The 16155-nt window shown below is 33.6% G+C and carries 14 protein-coding genes and 2 tRNA genes; 8 read left to right on the forward strand and 8 right to left on the reverse strand.

All coding sequences use genetic code 11. From position 1 onward, the window contains the following. Nucleotides 1-5 precede the first annotated feature (5 nt). The 7 genes from F1847_RS04390 to F1847_RS04420 all read right to left on the reverse strand — a co-directional run bounded on the left by F1847_RS04390 (nt 6) and on the right by F1847_RS04420 (nt 3008). Nucleotides 6-674: a radical SAM protein gene (locus tag F1847_RS04390; RefSeq protein ID WP_240702865.1), complete on the reverse strand. Its 669-nt coding sequence runs from the start codon at nt 672-674 to the stop codon at nt 6-8. Continuing rightward, nucleotides 634-1008: a 6-carboxytetrahydropterin synthase QueD gene (gene queD / locus F1847_RS04395; protein WP_150071883.1), complete on the reverse strand. Its 375-nt coding sequence runs from the start codon at nt 1006-1008 to the stop codon at nt 634-636. The genes F1847_RS04390 and queD overlap by 41 nt, the downstream gene beginning before the upstream one ends. Before the next feature lie 25 nt (nt 1009-1033). After that, nucleotides 1034-1105, reverse strand: a tRNA-Cys gene (locus F1847_RS04400). Between the two features lie 14 nt (nt 1106-1119). Continuing rightward, nucleotides 1120-1329 (reverse strand): amphi-Trp domain-containing protein, encoded by a 210-nt coding sequence (locus F1847_RS04405; protein ID WP_150071884.1) that lies wholly within the window; start codon nt 1327-1329, stop codon nt 1120-1122. A 25-nt stretch (nt 1330-1354) separates the two neighbouring features. Beyond that, a tRNA-Met gene (locus F1847_RS04410) sits at nt 1355-1428 on the reverse strand. Between the two features lie 78 nt (nt 1429-1506). After that, nucleotides 1507-2115, reverse strand: a complete 609-nt coding sequence (gene yedF, locus F1847_RS04415) for a sulfurtransferase-like selenium metabolism protein YedF (RefSeq protein WP_150071885.1) — start codon at nt 2113-2115, stop codon at nt 1507-1509. A 98-nt stretch (nt 2116-2213) separates the two neighbouring features. Further along, the gene (locus F1847_RS04420) at nt 2214-3008 is read right to left on the reverse strand and encodes a glycosyltransferase family 9 protein (protein ID WP_150071886.1); all 795 of its coding nucleotides are present in this window, start codon (nt 3006-3008) and stop codon (nt 2214-2216) included. Between the two features lie 100 nt (nt 3009-3108). Between F1847_RS04420 and F1847_RS04425 the strand changes: the two genes are divergently transcribed. The 8 genes from F1847_RS04425 (at nt 3109) to F1847_RS04460 (ending at nt 12636) form a co-directional block, all read left to right on the forward strand. Next, nucleotides 3109-4239, forward strand: coding sequence for a DegT/DnrJ/EryC1/StrS aminotransferase family protein (locus tag F1847_RS04425; protein ID WP_150071887.1), 1131 nt, complete (start codon nt 3109-3111; stop codon nt 4237-4239). Nucleotides 4240-4244: 5 nt separating this feature from the next. Beyond that, nucleotides 4245-5033, forward strand: coding sequence for a sugar phosphate isomerase/epimerase (locus F1847_RS04430; protein ID WP_150071888.1), 789 nt, complete (start codon nt 4245-4247; stop codon nt 5031-5033). After that, complete coding sequence (locus F1847_RS04435; protein ID WP_150071889.1) at nt 5003-6163, forward strand: lytic transglycosylase domain-containing protein; 1161 nt, start codon at nt 5003-5005, stop codon at nt 6161-6163. Before F1847_RS04430 ends, F1847_RS04435 begins: the two co-directional genes overlap by 31 nt. 93 nt (nt 6164-6256) lie before the next feature. Beyond that, a complete protein-coding gene (locus F1847_RS04440) occupies nt 6257-8338 on the forward strand; it encodes an STT3 domain-containing protein (protein ID WP_150071890.1) in 2082 nt (693 codons plus the stop codon). A 10-nt stretch (nt 8339-8348) separates the two neighbouring features. Continuing rightward, on the forward strand, nt 8349-8690 hold the full coding sequence (locus F1847_RS04445; protein WP_150071891.1) for a cupin domain-containing protein: 342 nt from the start codon (nt 8349-8351) through the stop codon (nt 8688-8690). A 12-nt stretch (nt 8691-8702) separates the two neighbouring features. Continuing rightward, nucleotides 8703-9587: an acetylglutamate kinase gene (gene argB / locus F1847_RS04450; protein ID WP_150071892.1), complete on the forward strand. Its 885-nt coding sequence runs from the start codon at nt 8703-8705 to the stop codon at nt 9585-9587. Nucleotides 9588-9621: 34 nt separating this feature from the next. Further along, entirely contained in the window at nt 9622-12270 is a 2649-nt protein-coding gene (locus tag F1847_RS04455) for a valine--tRNA ligase (protein ID WP_150071893.1), read from the forward strand. A gap of 12 nt (nt 12271-12282) precedes the next feature. Then, nucleotides 12283-12636 (forward strand): PilZ domain-containing protein, encoded by a 354-nt coding sequence (locus F1847_RS04460; protein WP_150071894.1) that lies wholly within the window; start codon nt 12283-12285, stop codon nt 12634-12636. Here F1847_RS04460 and F1847_RS04465 read toward each other — a convergent pair. Continuing rightward, nucleotides 12587-16039: an AAA family ATPase gene (locus tag F1847_RS04465; RefSeq protein WP_168194267.1), complete on the reverse strand. Its 3453-nt coding sequence runs from the start codon at nt 16037-16039 to the stop codon at nt 12587-12589. The genes F1847_RS04460 and F1847_RS04465 overlap by 50 nt on opposite strands. Between the last annotated feature and the right edge of the window lie 116 nt (nt 16040-16155).

Consider the following 16155-nt stretch of genomic DNA (forward strand, 5'->3'; position numbering starts at 1 on the left):
AATTTTTATTTTAAATCCAAAAGTTTGTGAAGTTGAACCTGTAGCCTTATCGGAAGCTTTATTTCTAAAATCCATTTGGCAAGCTCCTTAGGTGAAAGTTTCTCAAATACCGGAGAGAAAAATACCTGTGTTTTAGAAAGAAGGTCTAAATCTTTTATTTTTTTAAGGGCAAACTCAAAATCCTTTCTGTCTTGTATCACAAACTTTATTACATCTTTTGAATTAAGAAAAGATATGTTTTCATAAAGGTTATACTCTGCCATTCCAGAAGAAGGAGTTTTTAAATCTACAACTTTAACCACTTGGGAAGGAAGGTCTTTAAGAGATAAACTTCCGTTGGTTTCAATAGAAACTATACATTTTTTGGCTAAAAATTTTTCTATTAAAGGATAAATCGCCGTTTGCAGTAAAGGTTCTCCACCGGTTATGGTTATATAAGGACTTAAAGAATAGTTCTTTTCCCATATTTCTATTATTTCATTGACGTTTAATGTATAATATCTATCTCCTTCTCTTGCATAAAGAGTATCACACCATAGGCATTTTAAATTACAACCATAAAGTCTTACAAAAAAGGTGGGATAACCTGAAAAAGGTCCTTCGCCTTGGATAGAAAAAAAATTTTCAGATAACTTAAGGTTCAAGGTAGGTGGCACAGGCCTTTTCTGTCTCAAAAACAGTTACTTCTCTAAGCCTTAGGTTAGGATAAGAAGAAAGCTTTTCTTTAAGGGTTTGGAAGATATACTGAGCGATACGTTCAGAAGAAGGATTAACCTCCAAAAAATAAGGAATGTCGTTTAAAAGACGATGGTCTATTTTTTCTAAAGTTTCCCTTAAAGCCTGTTTAAGCAATTTAAAATCTATAAGCATATCAAGCTCGTTTAGTTTTTCTCCTTCTACCACTACTTCTACTTTCCAGTTGTGTCCATGGAGTTTTTCACAAGGTCCTTCATAGTGTCTTAAGAAATGGGCTGAAGAAAAGTAGTCTTGTACTTTTAATCTGAACATAAAATTTAAAAAAAAGAAAGATTAAAGGCGGCGCGGGGATTCGAACCCCGGATTCACGGCTTTGCAGGCCGTCGCCTTACCGCTTGGCTACGCCGCCACTATAAAAGGGTTCTAAGCTTTCCACTTAAATTCTATTTCAAAAGTCTTTTTGTCGTCCTTAACTTTATATTCTATTTCACACTCAAATTGTTCTGGAAGATCTACCAAAACCTCTCCAACTTTAACTTGACCAGTAGATTCTATTTGTTCTGCAATCTGTTTTAAAAGATTAGCTGCTTCAGTTTTAGAAACTATAGTTTTTACTTCTACTTTATCTTTCATACCTTCCTCTTATCATCTAAGATAATGGCGGCGGAGGGACTTGAACCCCCAACCCTGTGGATATGAGCCACATGCTCTAACCGGTTGAGCTACGCCGCCATCTAAATTTTCAAATTAATATTTAAACATTTTTAATAAGCTTGTCAAGGCCCTTAATGGATTAATTTTAACTACTTTTTAACTAATCCACAAGGTTTTTTTAAAATAAAATATCCCTTCTAAATACACATCTGTACCTGCTCTTTTGCCCACCTTTAGTTGGTCTTCTAATCCAAAATATTTTAAACAGGTTCCGCAGGAAAAAATTTCAACCCTCTTTTTTTCTAATTCATTCAAAATAGGTAGTATTTCCTCATCTTTAGTGGTTAAAAACACCCCTTTATTCATAAAAAACATCCTGTCTGGTAAAAGATTTTGCACTAACATAGTTTCAAAAAAACCCTTTATTAAAACTTTACCTAAAACCTCTTCTTTTCCGATTACATCGTTTGCGATGATGACAAAAAGGTCTTTTTTTTCAGAACTTACCTCACAAGAAATAGTTAGAGAGGTTACCGCTTTTTTAGAACCCGCTTTCTTTACTACCAATATAATCTCTTCTCCTTTTTCTGTTTCAGAAATTAATTGATGACCTTGGGAATTTAAGAATTTTTTAACGTTATTAGCTGAAGCCTGATTATCTAAAACTATCTGAAAAACTTCCCCTTCCTCTAAACCTTCTAAAAAATCTTTAGTTTGGATAACCGGTTGTGGGCAGGGAAGTCCCTTTACATCCAAAGTCTTCATTGCTTACCTCCTATTTTTTAGTTTCCACCAGATAAAAATTAACACTTTTTCGAGAAAGTCTCTAATAGAAAATTTAAATAAAACTATTTAAATAAAATCTATAAATCTGCTTTTTTTAAAAACTGTAAAAATAATTTTTCAGGGTCTAAACAAGGGCTTTCAGCACATACCTTAGGAAAGCAAGGGCTGCATTCTAAGTCTAAGGTGATTATCTGAAGGTTAGGTCCTATGGGGTGCCATACTATATAGTCTGTAGGACCAAAAAAAACAAAGGTTTTTATCCCTACATAGCTTGCTAAATGAGAAATTCCACTGTCAAGCCCTATAAAACCTCTGGCAGTTTTGAAGGCTTTAGCCAAAAATTCAAGGTCTTCTATTTCCCAAAAATTAGAGGTCAAATCTTTTACCCACTGATCAGCCTCTCCTACCACATAGATATAATCCATGCCCTTTTTTTTCAAAAATTCTTCTATCTTTCTAAAAAGTAAAAATTCTGGAATTTTTTTAGGAGAACCACTGCCTGGGTGAAGGATTATTCTATTTTTAAAAGGGCTTTCTTTTAACCCTTCGATAGGTAAAGTCTGAGAATAGATTTGAGGTAATTTTAAATACCTAAAATAATAATCTACTATCCATATTCTTTTATCAGGAAAAGGGTATATCCCTCCGTTCTTAGAGAAAAAAATCTTTAGGTCATAAGGACGGTTTAAAACCTGCGGATAAAGGTCTTCGTAAATTTCATCTACCCAACCTACCTTTTGGGCTAACCTATAATAAGCCTTGACCCCTATGACAGCAATTCTATATCCTTGTTTTTTTAAAACTTCAAGCACAGGAAAAGTAAGAAGAGTATCACCTAATCCTCCTCTTCGATAAAAAAGTATTTTTTTCATTGCAAGACTGATATTTTTTTTAGCAATTAAAAGGTTAATGGTTGTTTAACCTAAATAAATAAAGTATAATAGGTAAGACTTTTAAGTAAAGAGGAGAAAAATGGAAGTTCCTTTTTTAGACTTAAAAAGAGGTTATGCAAAATATGGACAGGAAATAGAAAATGAGGTGGTTAATGTATTAAGAAGCGGGGTTTATCTTAACGGACCTTATACTAAAGAATTAGAAAGAAGGTTGGCCTCTTTTTTAGATATTTTTTATGGCATAGGGGTTTCTTCTGGCACCGAAGGTTTATACTTAATACTTAAGGCTTTAGACTTACCTCGAGGAAGTTATGTATTAGTTCCAGCTTTTACGTTTATAGCTACTTCGGAGGTAGTAGTAAGGGCCGGTTTTATACCTTTTTTTGTAGACGTAGAGGAAAGGACTTATAATGTTTCTTTAGAAAAATTAAAAGAAGCTTATGCTTTTCTTACTAAACGAGGTAAAAAGCCGTCTGCAGTCATAGTGGTAAGTCTATACGGTATACCTGCTGATTTGGAAAGGATCGAGGAATTTTGCCAAGAAAATGGGATCATTCTTATAGAAGACATATGTCAAGCTTTTGGGGCTAAAATACTTGACAGAGCTGTTGGTACTTTTGGTTTAGCCTCTGCAACCTCTTTTTATCCTACCAAACCTTTAGCTACTTTTGGAGACGCTGGGATGGTGTTTACCTCAGATGAAGAAATAGAAAAAAGGGTTCGAATTCTAAAAGAACATGGTCAAACCAGACCCTATTTTTATGAATACCACGGTATCAACGGAAGGATAGACGAGATCCATTCTGCCATTTTACTGGTAAAGTTTAAGTATTTTAAACAAGAATTAGAGTTGAGGAGAAATCTGGCCTCTTACTATATAGAGAGGCTAAAAGGTCTTGAACCCAACCTTTTTCTTCCCGAAATTCCTAAAACCTACTTTCCCAGTTGGGCTCTTTTTACCATAACCACACCCTACCGAGATCAGCTTCAAGCTTTTCTGAAAGAAAAGAAGATTTATACTAGGATTTATTATGAACATCCTTTACATTTACAACCGGTTTATCAAGAATTAGGTTTTAAAGATGGTATGCTTCCTGTGACTGAAAAACTTTCTAAACAAGTTTTAAGTCTTCCTTTCTTTCCCTATCTAACTAGAGAAGAATTAGAATATGTAGTCCACTCGATAAAAGAATTTTTTCAAAGAGGTTAAATAATATGAACCCTTTGGTGTTTGTTTCTATTCCTTTTAACCTTTTAAAAGAAAAGTATTTACCTTTGGTTTTAGCCCATCGTATTAATGTAGAAGTTTCTTTAAATGCTTTTTCTTTAGACAATTATCCTTATTCAACTTTTAAAGAGATAGCGGTTCAACTAAAAAATCAAGGGCTTTTAACCACTGTTCATCTACCTTTTATAGATCTTTCCATAGGGTCTGTTGATCTTTGGATAAGAGAGGTTAGTTTTAAAAGGATCTTTCTTGCGGTGGAAAGGGCTTCTCTTTTTCAGCCTTTAAACTTAGTTCTTCATTCTGGGTATTCTTACAATTATCATGAAATAAAAGAGGAATGGAGAGAACAGTTTATAGAGAACCTAAATAAGTTGTTAGATTTTATTAGAGAGGAAAATCTTTTTTTATCCTTAGAAAATGTTTATGAACCTACACCGGAGTTTATGCTGCCCATATTTGAAGCTTTTTATGGAAAGATTGGTTGGTGTTTTGACCCAGCCCATGGAAGGGTCTTTTCTAAAAAAGATGAACTACAATGGTTACAAACCCTTTATCCTTATTTAAAAGAAATACATTGTCATGATAATTTAGGAGAAGAAGACGATCATTTAGCCGTAGGTAAGGGGGTTTTAAAGTTTGAGGCTGTTTTTCACTTCCTAAAAGAAAAAAAGATAGTTCCTATTTTGACCTCAGAAGCTCACAACGAAGAAGATACTTATGTTAATTTAGAGGTTTTAACCAAAACATGGAAAAAATTACGGGAGGTTACAGCATAGTCAGTAAATGGTTTTTAAGGATAGCTTTATCGATCTTTTTTAGTTGTGTTTTTGTTTTTTCTGGTTTTACTCAAACTCCTAATCCTCAAGATGAAGAAGTCTATGAAGTTTTAGAGGAACTTCCTGCTAAGGTTATTAAAAACCTTCCTCAAGACATAAACGACCAGGTTGCTTATTTTATAAAATATTTTACTAAAGATAAAAGGGACGTTACCGAAAGATGGTTAAAACGTTGTACCCCATATCTTTCTTATTTTAAAAATATTTTTAAAGAGTATGGGATTCCTGAAGATTTAGTTTATCTTGCTTTTATCGAAAGCGGATGCAATCCCTTTGCGATTTCAAGGGCAGGGGCAGTGGGTATTTGGCAGTTTATGGAAAAAACTGGTAGAGCCTACGGACTTCAGATAGATTATTGGATTGACGAACGCAAAGATTTTATCAAGTCTACCCACGCAGCAGCCAGCTACTTAAAAAGGCTTTATGCCATTTTTGGAGACTGGAGACCTGCTGTAGCGAGTTATAATTTAGGAGAAGGGAGGCTTTTAAGGATTTTAAGGGCTAAAAATTTTATAGACTATTGGCAACTTTTACAATCTGGTAGCCTACCTTTAGAAACTGCTGCCTATCTTCCTCAATGGATGGCGATTACCTTTATTATTAAAAATCCTCAAAAATACGGATTTCAGCCTTTAGAATCTAAGGTTTTAGAATATGAAGAGATGGAAGTAAACGGAGGAGTAGACCTCAAAGTTTTTGCCGTAGCCGGACGTATAAACTATGATCTTCTCTTAACCTTAAACGCTGAACTCAGAAGACAGATAACCCCTCCTGAAAGAACCTATTTATTAAAAGTACCTCAAGGTAAAAAAAAGGAAATTCAGGCTAACCTAAATCAGCTTCAACTGAGGTTGATAGAAAAAAACACTTCTCAAGGTACTTATTATATAGTAACTTTACCTACATCTGAACTTTCAGAAAAAGACTTAAGTATAGAAAATCCTGAACAACCCCAGGTTTTATCAACCAAAAAAGAAAACAAAACTAAAACTTTAAAAAAAACTAAAAACTTAAAAAAACATTCTTCATCTAAATCTTCATCTAAAAAACATAAAAAATCTAAACGATGATTTTAAGAAACAAACCTCTTAAGAACTTGTTTTTAGTGAAATTTTTAATATAATTTCATGTTAGTTTAGTAATTGAAAACCGGAGAAGATAAGATGAACAAATTTTTAAGGTCTTATTACCTTTGGTTTCTGTTAACGGCTGTTCTCTTTTGGGGACTTTATATAAGATTTGAAGATGTCAATTTTTGGCAGCAAAATAAAAACTTTTTTTATTTTAAAGAAAAACCTATTTACAGTGAATATGATTCTTTCTTTTTTGCAAGAGTGGCTGAAGATATCAAGCAAGGAAGGTTTAAAACAGGGGAGATAGACCATTATCGCGTGTTTCCAGATAATTCCTCTTCTGCTAAACTTGATGAAAAAAACATATTTTATGCAAAATACCAGTTCTCAGGACATTTTATCAGTTTTATCTGGGCTTATCTTTCTAAATGGTTTAACCTTTCTCTTGAGACTCTAACGTTTTATTTAATACCGGTTTTGGCTGTGTCAGTGGTAATACCGCTTTTTTTCTATTTTAAAGACCTTGGTTGTCCTTATGCAGGACTGATCGGGGCTTTGGTGACTGTTGGTTCTTCTATGTACTGGGGGAGGACCAACCTTATGAGGTTAGACCACGATGTCTTTAACCTAACCTTACCTTTTTTAACAGCTTACTTTTTTTATAAGTTTTTCTCAACCGAGGAAAGGAGGTTAAAATATCTATGGGTTAGTTTAAGTTCTTTGTTTCTTCTTTTTTATCAACTATGGTATGGCCATCCTAATTTGTGTTTTGTGCTGGTTTTGATGTTTTTGATAAGATATTTTTGGGATAAAAAACTAAAGTTGGTAAAGGAAGATTATCTCTACTTAGCCATCCTTATCGTTCCTCAAGTTTGGTATTTATATGAAGGACCGTATCACCTATTTTTACAAGTAAAAACTTTGGTGTTTAACATTAAATCTACTACCAGTGCAGACCTACTTTTTAAAGATTTCCCTAATGTTTTTATTTCTATCTCAGAACTTCAAAGAGAACCTATAGACAAAATCCTTGAAACAGCGTCTTACAGTGCAATATTAGGTTTGTTAGGTATTTTAGGGGTGCTTCTTTGTTTTATTTATTACTTCAAAAATTTGTTCTTTTTACTGCCTTTCTTAGGGATAGGATTTTTGTCTTTTGTTTCAGGAGCGAGATTTATCATGTATCTTTCTCCTTTTATAGGAATTGGATTAGGGTTTTTAGTCCATTTTCTTTTTGAAAAAGTTTTTGGTTATTTAGACCTCTTTAAACAAAAAGAAAAACAGTTGTTTACGGTAAACCTGATAGGAACTTTGGTATTTCTTTTGGTAATCTTAGTGCAAAAACCTATAATAAGTATGGCAAGTTATCCTAAGGTTTTTAGCCCTATCGTAAAAAATATGGAGTATTTAAAAGAAAAAACTCCTCAAGGTGCGGCTATCTGGACTTGGTGGGATTATGGCTATGCCTTTCAGTATTATTCAAGAAGGCCCACTTTTCACGATGGAGGTTCTCAAAATTCTCCTAAAACCTATTTTATTGCTAGAAGTTTTACCACAGGAGACCCTAAAGAAGGCTGGTTTATTACTTCTTTTATTACTAACCATGGGTTAAAAGGGATTGCAGAAGAGTTGAAAAAGGGGATTAGTGCTAAAGAACTGGTTAAAAAAGTGCAAGATGGGACTTTTGCTGAGGAGCTAAAAAATCCTGTTTACTGGGTTTTTACTGAAGATCTGATAGCAAAATTTGGTTGGATCCATTATTTTGGAAGTTATGATTTTGATAAAAAACAAGGTATTCATGGAAACATTATCGTTCCTGAAAGATGTACCATGATAGCTGATAATATCCTTGATTGCCAGGATATAGGGGCAAAGTTAGACTTAAACTCTGGAGTGATTAGCACCGACAGACAGAGTGTACCTATAAAAAAATTAATCGTTAAAGACCCTAAGGGCATGATAGAAAAAAGGTTTTTTGAAAATGGTATAATAGTTGAAATAGTAAAATTTAAAGAAAACCATGCTGCCGTTTTTATCCTTAATCCTATGGTAGCTGACACTTTATTTAATAAAATGTATATTTTAAGAGATTATAATCCTGATTATTTTGAATTGATTTTAGATGATTTTCCGCACATGGTGGTCTACAGGGTAAAAGAAAAAATTAAATAGGAGGGGCAAGGTGGGTATTAAAATAAACATCGCAGATGTTGAAATGAAACCTCATCCTAAATTTGAGGGAGTAAAAATAGGTTTCATAGCTACTAAAGAACTTTGTTGTGAGGCAAGTATAACCATCCTTGAGATTCCAGTAGGCACAGAACTTCCTATACATACCCATGAAAAAGAGGCTGACACTATCTTTGTATTACAAGGAGAAGGCGAAATATATCTTAACGGACATTGGCAACCTATTAAAGCAGGAGATATTGTAGCCATTCTTCCTAAAGAAGAGCACGGTTTAAAGGTAACTGGAGAAGTACCTATGAGATGTTATATCATTCATGCCCCAGCCCTTTGGTAAGAGGTTTTGCTTATGGACATCGTAGAAAAGGCTAAGATACTTATTTCTGCTTTACCTTATTTTAGAGAATTCTATAAAAAGATAATGGTGATTAAATACGGTGGGCATGCGATGGTTGATCCCTCTCTTAAGGTAAACTTTGCTCAAGATATTGCCTTGATGAGATATGTAGGGATTTGTCCTGTTATAGTGCATGGAGGAGGACCGCAGATTAATCAAGTTATGGAACGAATGGGGTTAAAGCCTGTTTTTATCGAAGGACAAAGGGTTACAGATGAAGAGACGATGAATGTGGTTGAAATGGTGCTTGTAGGAACGGTGAACAAGAGCATCGTTAGTTTATTAAACCGAGCCGGAGTAAAGGCAGTAGGTCTTTCTGGAAGGGATGGAGAGCTTATCGTAGCAGAAAAAATGAAGGTTTATAAATACCGAGGAGAAGATAGACCTCCTGAGATTATAGACATAGGAAGGGTAGGAAAGGTAAAAGAAGTTAATCCTCAGGTGCTTTTTAGTTTGATAGAAAAGGATTTTATTCCGGTTATTGCTCCTGTCGGTATAGGACCAGAAGGAGAGGCCTATAACATCAACGCAGACTTAGTAGCAGGGGCCTTAGCAGCTGCGCTTAAGGCTGAGAAGTTGATCTACCTTTCTGATGTTGAAGGGGTTAAAGATGAAAAAGGAGAGTTAATTTCAACCTTAACTATAGAGGACATAGACCGATTGATAGAGTCTGGGGTAGCAAAAGGAGGAATGATACCAAAGTTAAAAAGCGCTAAAAAGGCTTTGTCTGCTGGGGTAAATAAAGTCCATATTATAGATGGAAGAATCCCTCATAGTTTGATTATAGAACTTTTTACCGATGAAGGATTAGGAACCCAAATATTACCTATAGATTAAAACTTTAAAAATTTTTATAAAAGGGGGGATAGCTTTGAGCGAGTTAAACTTAGATAAAAGTTATGACCCTAAGAAGGTAGAAGAAAAATGGTATAGAGTTTGGGAAGAAAAAGGATACTTTGAACCTACATATGATGATAATAAACCTAAGTTTTCGCTTGTTATCCCTCCCCCCAATGTAACCGGGGTTTTACATATAGGTCATGCCTTAAACAATACCATACAGGATGTGCTTGCTCGTTATAAACGTATGGACGGATATGATGTTTTATGGGTTCCTGGGACGGACCATGCAGGGATAGCTACTCAAAATGTAGTAGAAAGGGAAATTGCTAAAGAAGGTTTAACCAGGCAGAGTTTGGGCAGGGAGAAATTTATTGAAAGGGTTTGGAGCTGGAAAGAAAGGTGTGGTAACATCATCATAGAGCAATTAAAAAAAATAGGTGCAAGCTGTAGTTGGTCTTATCAAAGGTTTACGATGGACGAAGGGCTCTCGAAGGCAGTTAGAGAGGTTTTTGTTAAACTTTGGGAAGAAGGTCTTATCTATAGAGGAGATTATATCATAAACTGGTGCCCTCGTTGTGGAACTGCCCTGGCAGATTTAGAAGTGGAAATGAAAGAAACACAAGGTAAACTTTGGTATTTAAAATATCCTTTGGAAGATGGTAGCGGTTTTGTAGTAGTAGCCACTACCAGACCTGAAACCATGCTTGGTGATACAGCCGTTGCAGTAAACCCGGAAGACGAAAGATATAAAAGTCTGATAGGAAAATTTTTGGTCTTACCGTTATTAGGCAGAAAAATCCCTATTATAGCAGATAAGGCGGTTGACCCAGAATTTGGAACCGGTGCGGTAAAGGTTACTCCAGCTCATGATTTCGCAGACTTTGATATGGCTAAGAGACACAACCTGCCTTTGGTAAAAGTAATAGGTGAAGACGGATTTATGACAGAAGAAGCTGGCCCCTATAAAGGTCTTGAACGATATGAAGCCCGGAAAAAGGTCTTAGAGGATTTGAAAGCTCAAGGGTTTCTTGAAAAAGAAGAAGATTATAAGTTGGTGTTAGGGCATTGCTATAGATGTGATACAGTAATCGAACCTTTGGTGTCTAAACAATGGTTTGTCTCTACTAAACCTTTAGCCCAACCTGCTATGGCGGCTGTGGAATATGGATTTATAAAATTTATTCCTGAAAACTGGACCAACCTTTATTTTGACTGGATGAAAAACATAAGAGATTGGTGTATCTCGCGTCAGATATGGTGGGGACATCGTATCCCTGTTTGGTATTGTAAAGATTGTAATGAAACCATCGTTAGCAAAGAAGATATAGTAGAAGAATGTCCTAATTGTGGGTCTAAAAATGTCTTTCAGGATGAAGACGTGCTTGATACTTGGTTTTCATCAGCTCTTTGGCCTTTTTCTACGATGGGTTGGCCTGAGAAAACCCAAACTTTAACCACTTTTTATCCTACCTCTGTATTGGTTACCAGCTTTGATATTATCTTTTTCTGGGTAGCCCGTATGATTATGATGGGCATTCATTTTATGGGACAAATACCCTTTCATAAGGTATATATCCACGCTTTAGTGAGAGATGAAAAAGGACAAAAAATGAGTAAAAGCAGGGGTAATGTCATAGACCCTTTACTTATGGTAGATAAGTATGGAGCTGATGCCTTAAGATTTACCCTGATAGCCTTAGCAGCCCAAGGAAGAGACATAAAACTGTCTGAAGCCAGGATAGAAGGTTTTAAACATTTTATCAATAAAATCTGGAACGCAAGTAGGTTTGTTTTAATGAACTTAGAAGGTTATTCTTTTGAAGGCGAAAAAGAAGACTATAACCTACCTTTATGGCATAGATGGATACTTTCTGAGTTACAAAGAACGGTTAAAAAAGTCAGGGAAAAGCTTGAGGAGTTTGAGTTTGATCAGGCGGCGATGGAGGTCTATCACTTTTTCTGGGGTAAGTTTTGCGATTGGTTTTTAGAAGTAGCAAAGGTTTATCTTAAAAAGGAAGATACAAAAAGACAGACTCAAAGGGTGTTGATAAAGGTCTTAACCAACTGTTTGAAATTGTTACATCCCTTTATTCCTTTCGTTACCGAAGAAATTTGGGCACATTTGACTAAAAGAGAATCAGAACATATAATAAAAAGTAGATATCCAGAGTTTAACGAAGGTTTGATAGACGAGTTAGCCGAGGATGCGGTAAAATTTTTACAGGAGTTAACCGTTGGGATAAGAAATATTAAAGCAGAGTATGGGCTTACTGCTAAGACCGATTTAGAAGTTATTTACCGGTGTGACAAAGATCAATATTTAAAACTTCTTTCTCAGGAAAAAGAGGTAATCGAATTTTTAGCCAAGGTCAAAAATATTAAGGGAGTAAAAGTATATGATAAGAGTAGAGGAGAAGTTTCTTATATCCTTTCTGAAGGAGAAGTTTTAATGAATTTGGGAGATTTAATAGATTCAGACAAAGAGATACAAAGATTAACCAAAGAAAAAGAAAAACTTGAATCTAAGCTAAAACAGATCGAAAGAAAGCTTAGCAATAAAGAATTTTTAGAAAAAGCCCCTAAGGAAGTGGTAGAAAAAGAAAGGCAAACCTATGAAGAGATTATAAACCGAGTAAAAATAGTAACTCAATATATTTATGATCTTAAAGGGATCTAAAGAAAATTTTTTATGCATGAAAGAGATAAAAGATATTATACTCGTTATAAGATTAAATTAGAGGGTAAAATTGGTACTGAAAGAGGTCAGGTTTTTCCAGTAGAAATTTTAGACCTAAGCATAGAAGGTGCTCGATTAAAAACCGATAGAGATATTCCTATAGAAGAAGGAGATATTATTAATTTAGTTATAAAATGGAAAAGCACCATTAAATGTAAGGCCGAAGTTAGATGGATAAAAAGAGAAAGATTTAACACTGATTTTGGGATTAAGTTTATAGAAATATCGATGAAAGACAGAGAAACCTTAAGTTCTCTTATCTCTGAGCATGCTTTAACCAATCTTCTTGATACCTACCTTCGTTAACCCTTTCATAGGGCTTTATAATAAATACTTTAGAAATTCCTTTTTCTTCCATCGTCACCCCTAAAAGGGTGTCTACCTCTTTCATAACGTTAGGGTTATGGGTTATCAAAATGATTTGAGAATTTTTCTTGATAAGGTTTAATAATCTAATGAATTTAAGTGAGTTTTTTTCATCAAGAGGAGCATCTACTTCGTCAAAAATGCAAAAAGGACCTGGTTTTACCAGATAAAAGGCTATCAATATAGCGAGTACACACAAAGCTTTTTCTCCTCCGGAAAGCATGTTTAGATGTTTTATGTTTTTGCCTGGAATTTTTACTTGAAAATCAAGCCCAGCGGTTAAGGGGTCATCTCCAGTAAACACAAGTTGGGCGTCCCCTCCTTTAAAGATCAAAGAAAAGATTTCAGAAAGCTTCTGGTTTACTTCCTGCAAGGTAGTTTCTAACTTTTCTTTAGATAGATTTTTAAGGTTTTCAAGAATTTCTTGAAGCTTAGTTATTCCTTTTTCTAAATCTTCTTTTTGGTTAAGAAGTTGATAATATCTTTCTGAAACCGTCTCAAACTCTTTGATGCTTGCAAGATTTATCTCATTAAAGGTTTTTAGTGCCTCTTTCAGCTCTCGGATTTCTCTTTCTAAATCATTTAAATCTACCTGAGTATATAGATTTTCAGCTTCAAGAGCCAGTGAATTAAAATCAGTTCCTTCTAAAACCTGGATTAAATTTTCTAAAAAAAGTTTTTTTTCTGTAAGTCTTATCTCTAAGTTGTAAATAGTAGTTTCTATGTTTTTAATTTCTTTTTCTTTCTGCCTTTTTTGTTGTTCTAAAGTTCTTAAGTTTTTCTCTAATTCTGTTTTTTGATGATAGAGAGTTTCGAGTTCCTTTTTAAAATTTTCTATTTCTTGAAAAATCTGGTCCTTTTTTTGTTTTACCTCTTTTAAACGTTCTCTTATGTGTTGAAGCTGTTGTTTAAGAAGATCTACAGAATGTTGATAGGTTTTAAGGTTGTTCTTAAATCTTTCTGTCTGTTTTTGGATTTCGGCTTTTCTTTGTAAAAGGCCGTCTCTACGGGTTTTTATTTGAACTATCTCTTGTAATAACTTGTTTAACAAAGAATCTATCTCTTTTATTTGGTTTTCTAAATTATTTTTTTCGTTTTTGTGCTTTTGATAGGTTTCTTTATGTTTATTAATTTCTTTTTGGATAATCTGAAAATGTTTTTCAACTTCTTCTTTTTCTTGGCTTAACCTTTCTATTCCTTGATAAACTTGCTGAACTCTATCTTTTAAATATCCCTCTTTTTCTTCAATTTTTACCCATGAAAGGTTAAAATTTTGTTTTTCTTTATGAATTTTTTCTATCGCTTCTTTTAAACCTTTTATTTCGTTTAAAAAGAGGCTATGTTTATTTTGATAAGACGAGATCTTTTCTTTAACCTTTTGGTACTGCAGCATATGTTCTTGAAGTCTTTTTTCAATCTGAACTTTAGCTTCTAAAAGGGTTTCTAACTCTTTTTGAAGACTTATCTTCCCTTCAAATTTTTTCTTTAAGATATAGATAAAACCTAAAGGAGTAAAGAGAATGCCCTCTTTTTTAACATAAATGAAACGAGGAGCCTTCTGATAATCTTCTAATAGTTTTGGGGTGAGTTCTTCTTTTTTTTCTATGGTAAGTTTATATAAAAGGGTTTGGTCTTTAAAGAAAAGTACTTCATTTTCTTTGATACCATCAAAAACTGCTTTTAAAGATCCAATTCCGTCTACTAAAAGAGCGTTCAAATCCTCTTTAAAAACTGATTCTAACAAGTCTAAGTCTTCTTTTTCTTTTACTATTAAAAAATTCGGTAAAAATTCAAGTTTAAACGGCAAATTTTTTAAAAACTGTTTATCTTTTTTAGGTAAGATTTTATTGATAAGTGAAATCCTTTCTTCTAAAGATTTTTTTTCTGCTTTTAGGCTTTCAACAGTAAGTTTGAGATGGTCAGCTTCTTGGGTAAGGTTTTCTATTTCTTTAACTAAAATTTCCTCTTCTTTAACCAGATTTTGTAATTTTTCTGTTTTTTCTTCTATAAATTTATCCCATAAGATATTTTCTTTTTCTAATTTTTGTTTTTCTTTTTTTAATTCTTGGTAAAACCTTTCGGTAGCCTCTTTTTCTTTGATTAAGTTTTGTATTTCTCTTTCTAAAACTCGCCTTTTTTCAGATATTTTTTCAAGTTCTTTTTGCAAATTAAAATAAGTTTCTTCTTGCCTTTGAAATTGAGAAATTTTTTCTTCATAAATTTTTAAAAGATTTTCTTTTTTAGACCTAATTTCTTCTAAATTAATTTTTAATTTTTCTGCTTGCTCTTTTAATCGGTTTAAGTTTTCCTCTATGGTTTGTTTTTCGCTCTCTAAGGCTTCAAACTGTCTTTTTTCAGTTTCTTCTTTTAACTTTTCTTTTTCAATCTTGTGAGCAAGTTCTTTTTCTTCTTTTAAAAGACTTACAAAACGACCCTCCCAATCTTTATAGACCTTTTCTTTGCTTTCGATTTCGTCTTTTAAACTTCTTATTAGTCTTTCTAAGTTTAACAGTTCCTGAGAAAGACGGTGTTCTTCTTTTTCTAAGCTTTCTATTTCTTTTTCTTTTTTTAAAACTTCATCTTTAAGACCTATGATTTTACCTTCTATTTCTTGTTTTTCATCGTTGTTTTTTTTCCATAAATATAGGTTCTTTTTTAGGATTAGGTCCTCTAATTTTGCTTTTAGGCTAAGATATCTTTTAGCCTCTTCAGCTTGATTTTTAAGATGATAATACTGATTTTCTACTTCTTTAAGAATGTCGGTTAGTCTTATCAAGTTTTCTTCAGTAAGCTTTAGATTTTTTTTGGTTTCTTCTTCGGTAACTTTAAATTTGGAAACACCGGCTAAATCTTCTAAAAAAACTCTTCTCTCTTTAAGAGACATTTCTATGAACTTAGAAACTTCCCCTTGGTCTATAATACTGTAAGATTGGGTATTAATACCTAATTCTAAAAATAAAAATTGAATATCTTTAAGTCTACAAGGTTTTTGATTGATAAAAAATTCACTTTCTCCGTTTCTGTAAAATCGTCTTGTGATGACTACCTCTGGAAAATCCTTATATTTTTCCCATACAGGAGGGTCATGGTTGATGGTCATCCTTACTTCGGCAAAATCAACCTTTTTTTTCTCTTCGTTTCCTGCAAAGATAAGGTCTGAAAGTTCTTTAACCCTTAATTTTTTAGAACTTTGCTCTCCTAAAACCCATTTAATAGCATCAAGAACGTTGCTTTTACCAGCTCCGTTAGGTCCTACAATCCCTGTAATCCCTGCAGAAAAAGGGATGGTGACTTTATATGGAAAGGACTTAAAACCATAGATTTCTAATTTCTTTAGAAACACAGAAATATTATATCATTTAATCCTAAAATTGCACTATCGATCCTATAATCTTTCTTCTAAAGAATATCAATAAAGCGTTGCCCAAATTAAAAAGAAAGGTGTTTCTAATCTTTACT

This window comes from Thermodesulfobacterium sp. TA1 (genome assembly GCF_008630935.1).
Lineage (GTDB): Bacteria > Desulfobacterota > Thermodesulfobacteria > Thermodesulfobacteriales > Thermodesulfobacteriaceae > Thermodesulfobacterium.

Coding starts and splice junctions, on each gene's coding strand:
- queD (WP_150071883.1), bottom strand. CDS start 1,008: ATGTTCAGATTAAAAGTACAAGACTACTTTTCTTCAGCCCATTTCTTA.
- F1847_RS04460 (WP_150071894.1), top strand. CDS start 12,283: ATGCATGAAAGAGATAAAAGATATTATACTCGTTATAAGATTAAATTA.
- yedF (WP_150071885.1), bottom strand. CDS start 2,115: ATGAAGACTTTGGATGTAAAGGGACTTCCCTGCCCACAACCGGTTATC.
- F1847_RS04435 (WP_150071889.1), top strand. CDS start 5,003: ATGGAAAAAATTACGGGAGGTTACAGCATAGTCAGTAAATGGTTTTTA.
- F1847_RS04430 (WP_150071888.1), top strand. CDS start 4,245: ATGAACCCTTTGGTGTTTGTTTCTATTCCTTTTAACCTTTTAAAAGAA.
- argB (WP_150071892.1), top strand. CDS start 8,703: ATGGACATCGTAGAAAAGGCTAAGATACTTATTTCTGCTTTACCTTAT.
- F1847_RS04420 (WP_150071886.1), bottom strand. CDS start 3,008: ATGAAAAAAATACTTTTTTATCGAAGAGGAGGATTAGGTGATACTCTT.
- F1847_RS04425 (WP_150071887.1), top strand. CDS start 3,109: ATGGAAGTTCCTTTTTTAGACTTAAAAAGAGGTTATGCAAAATATGGA.
- F1847_RS04440 (WP_150071890.1), top strand. CDS start 6,257: ATGAACAAATTTTTAAGGTCTTATTACCTTTGGTTTCTGTTAACGGCT.
- F1847_RS04405 (WP_150071884.1), bottom strand. CDS start 1,329: ATGAAAGATAAAGTAGAAGTAAAAACTATAGTTTCTAAAACTGAAGCA.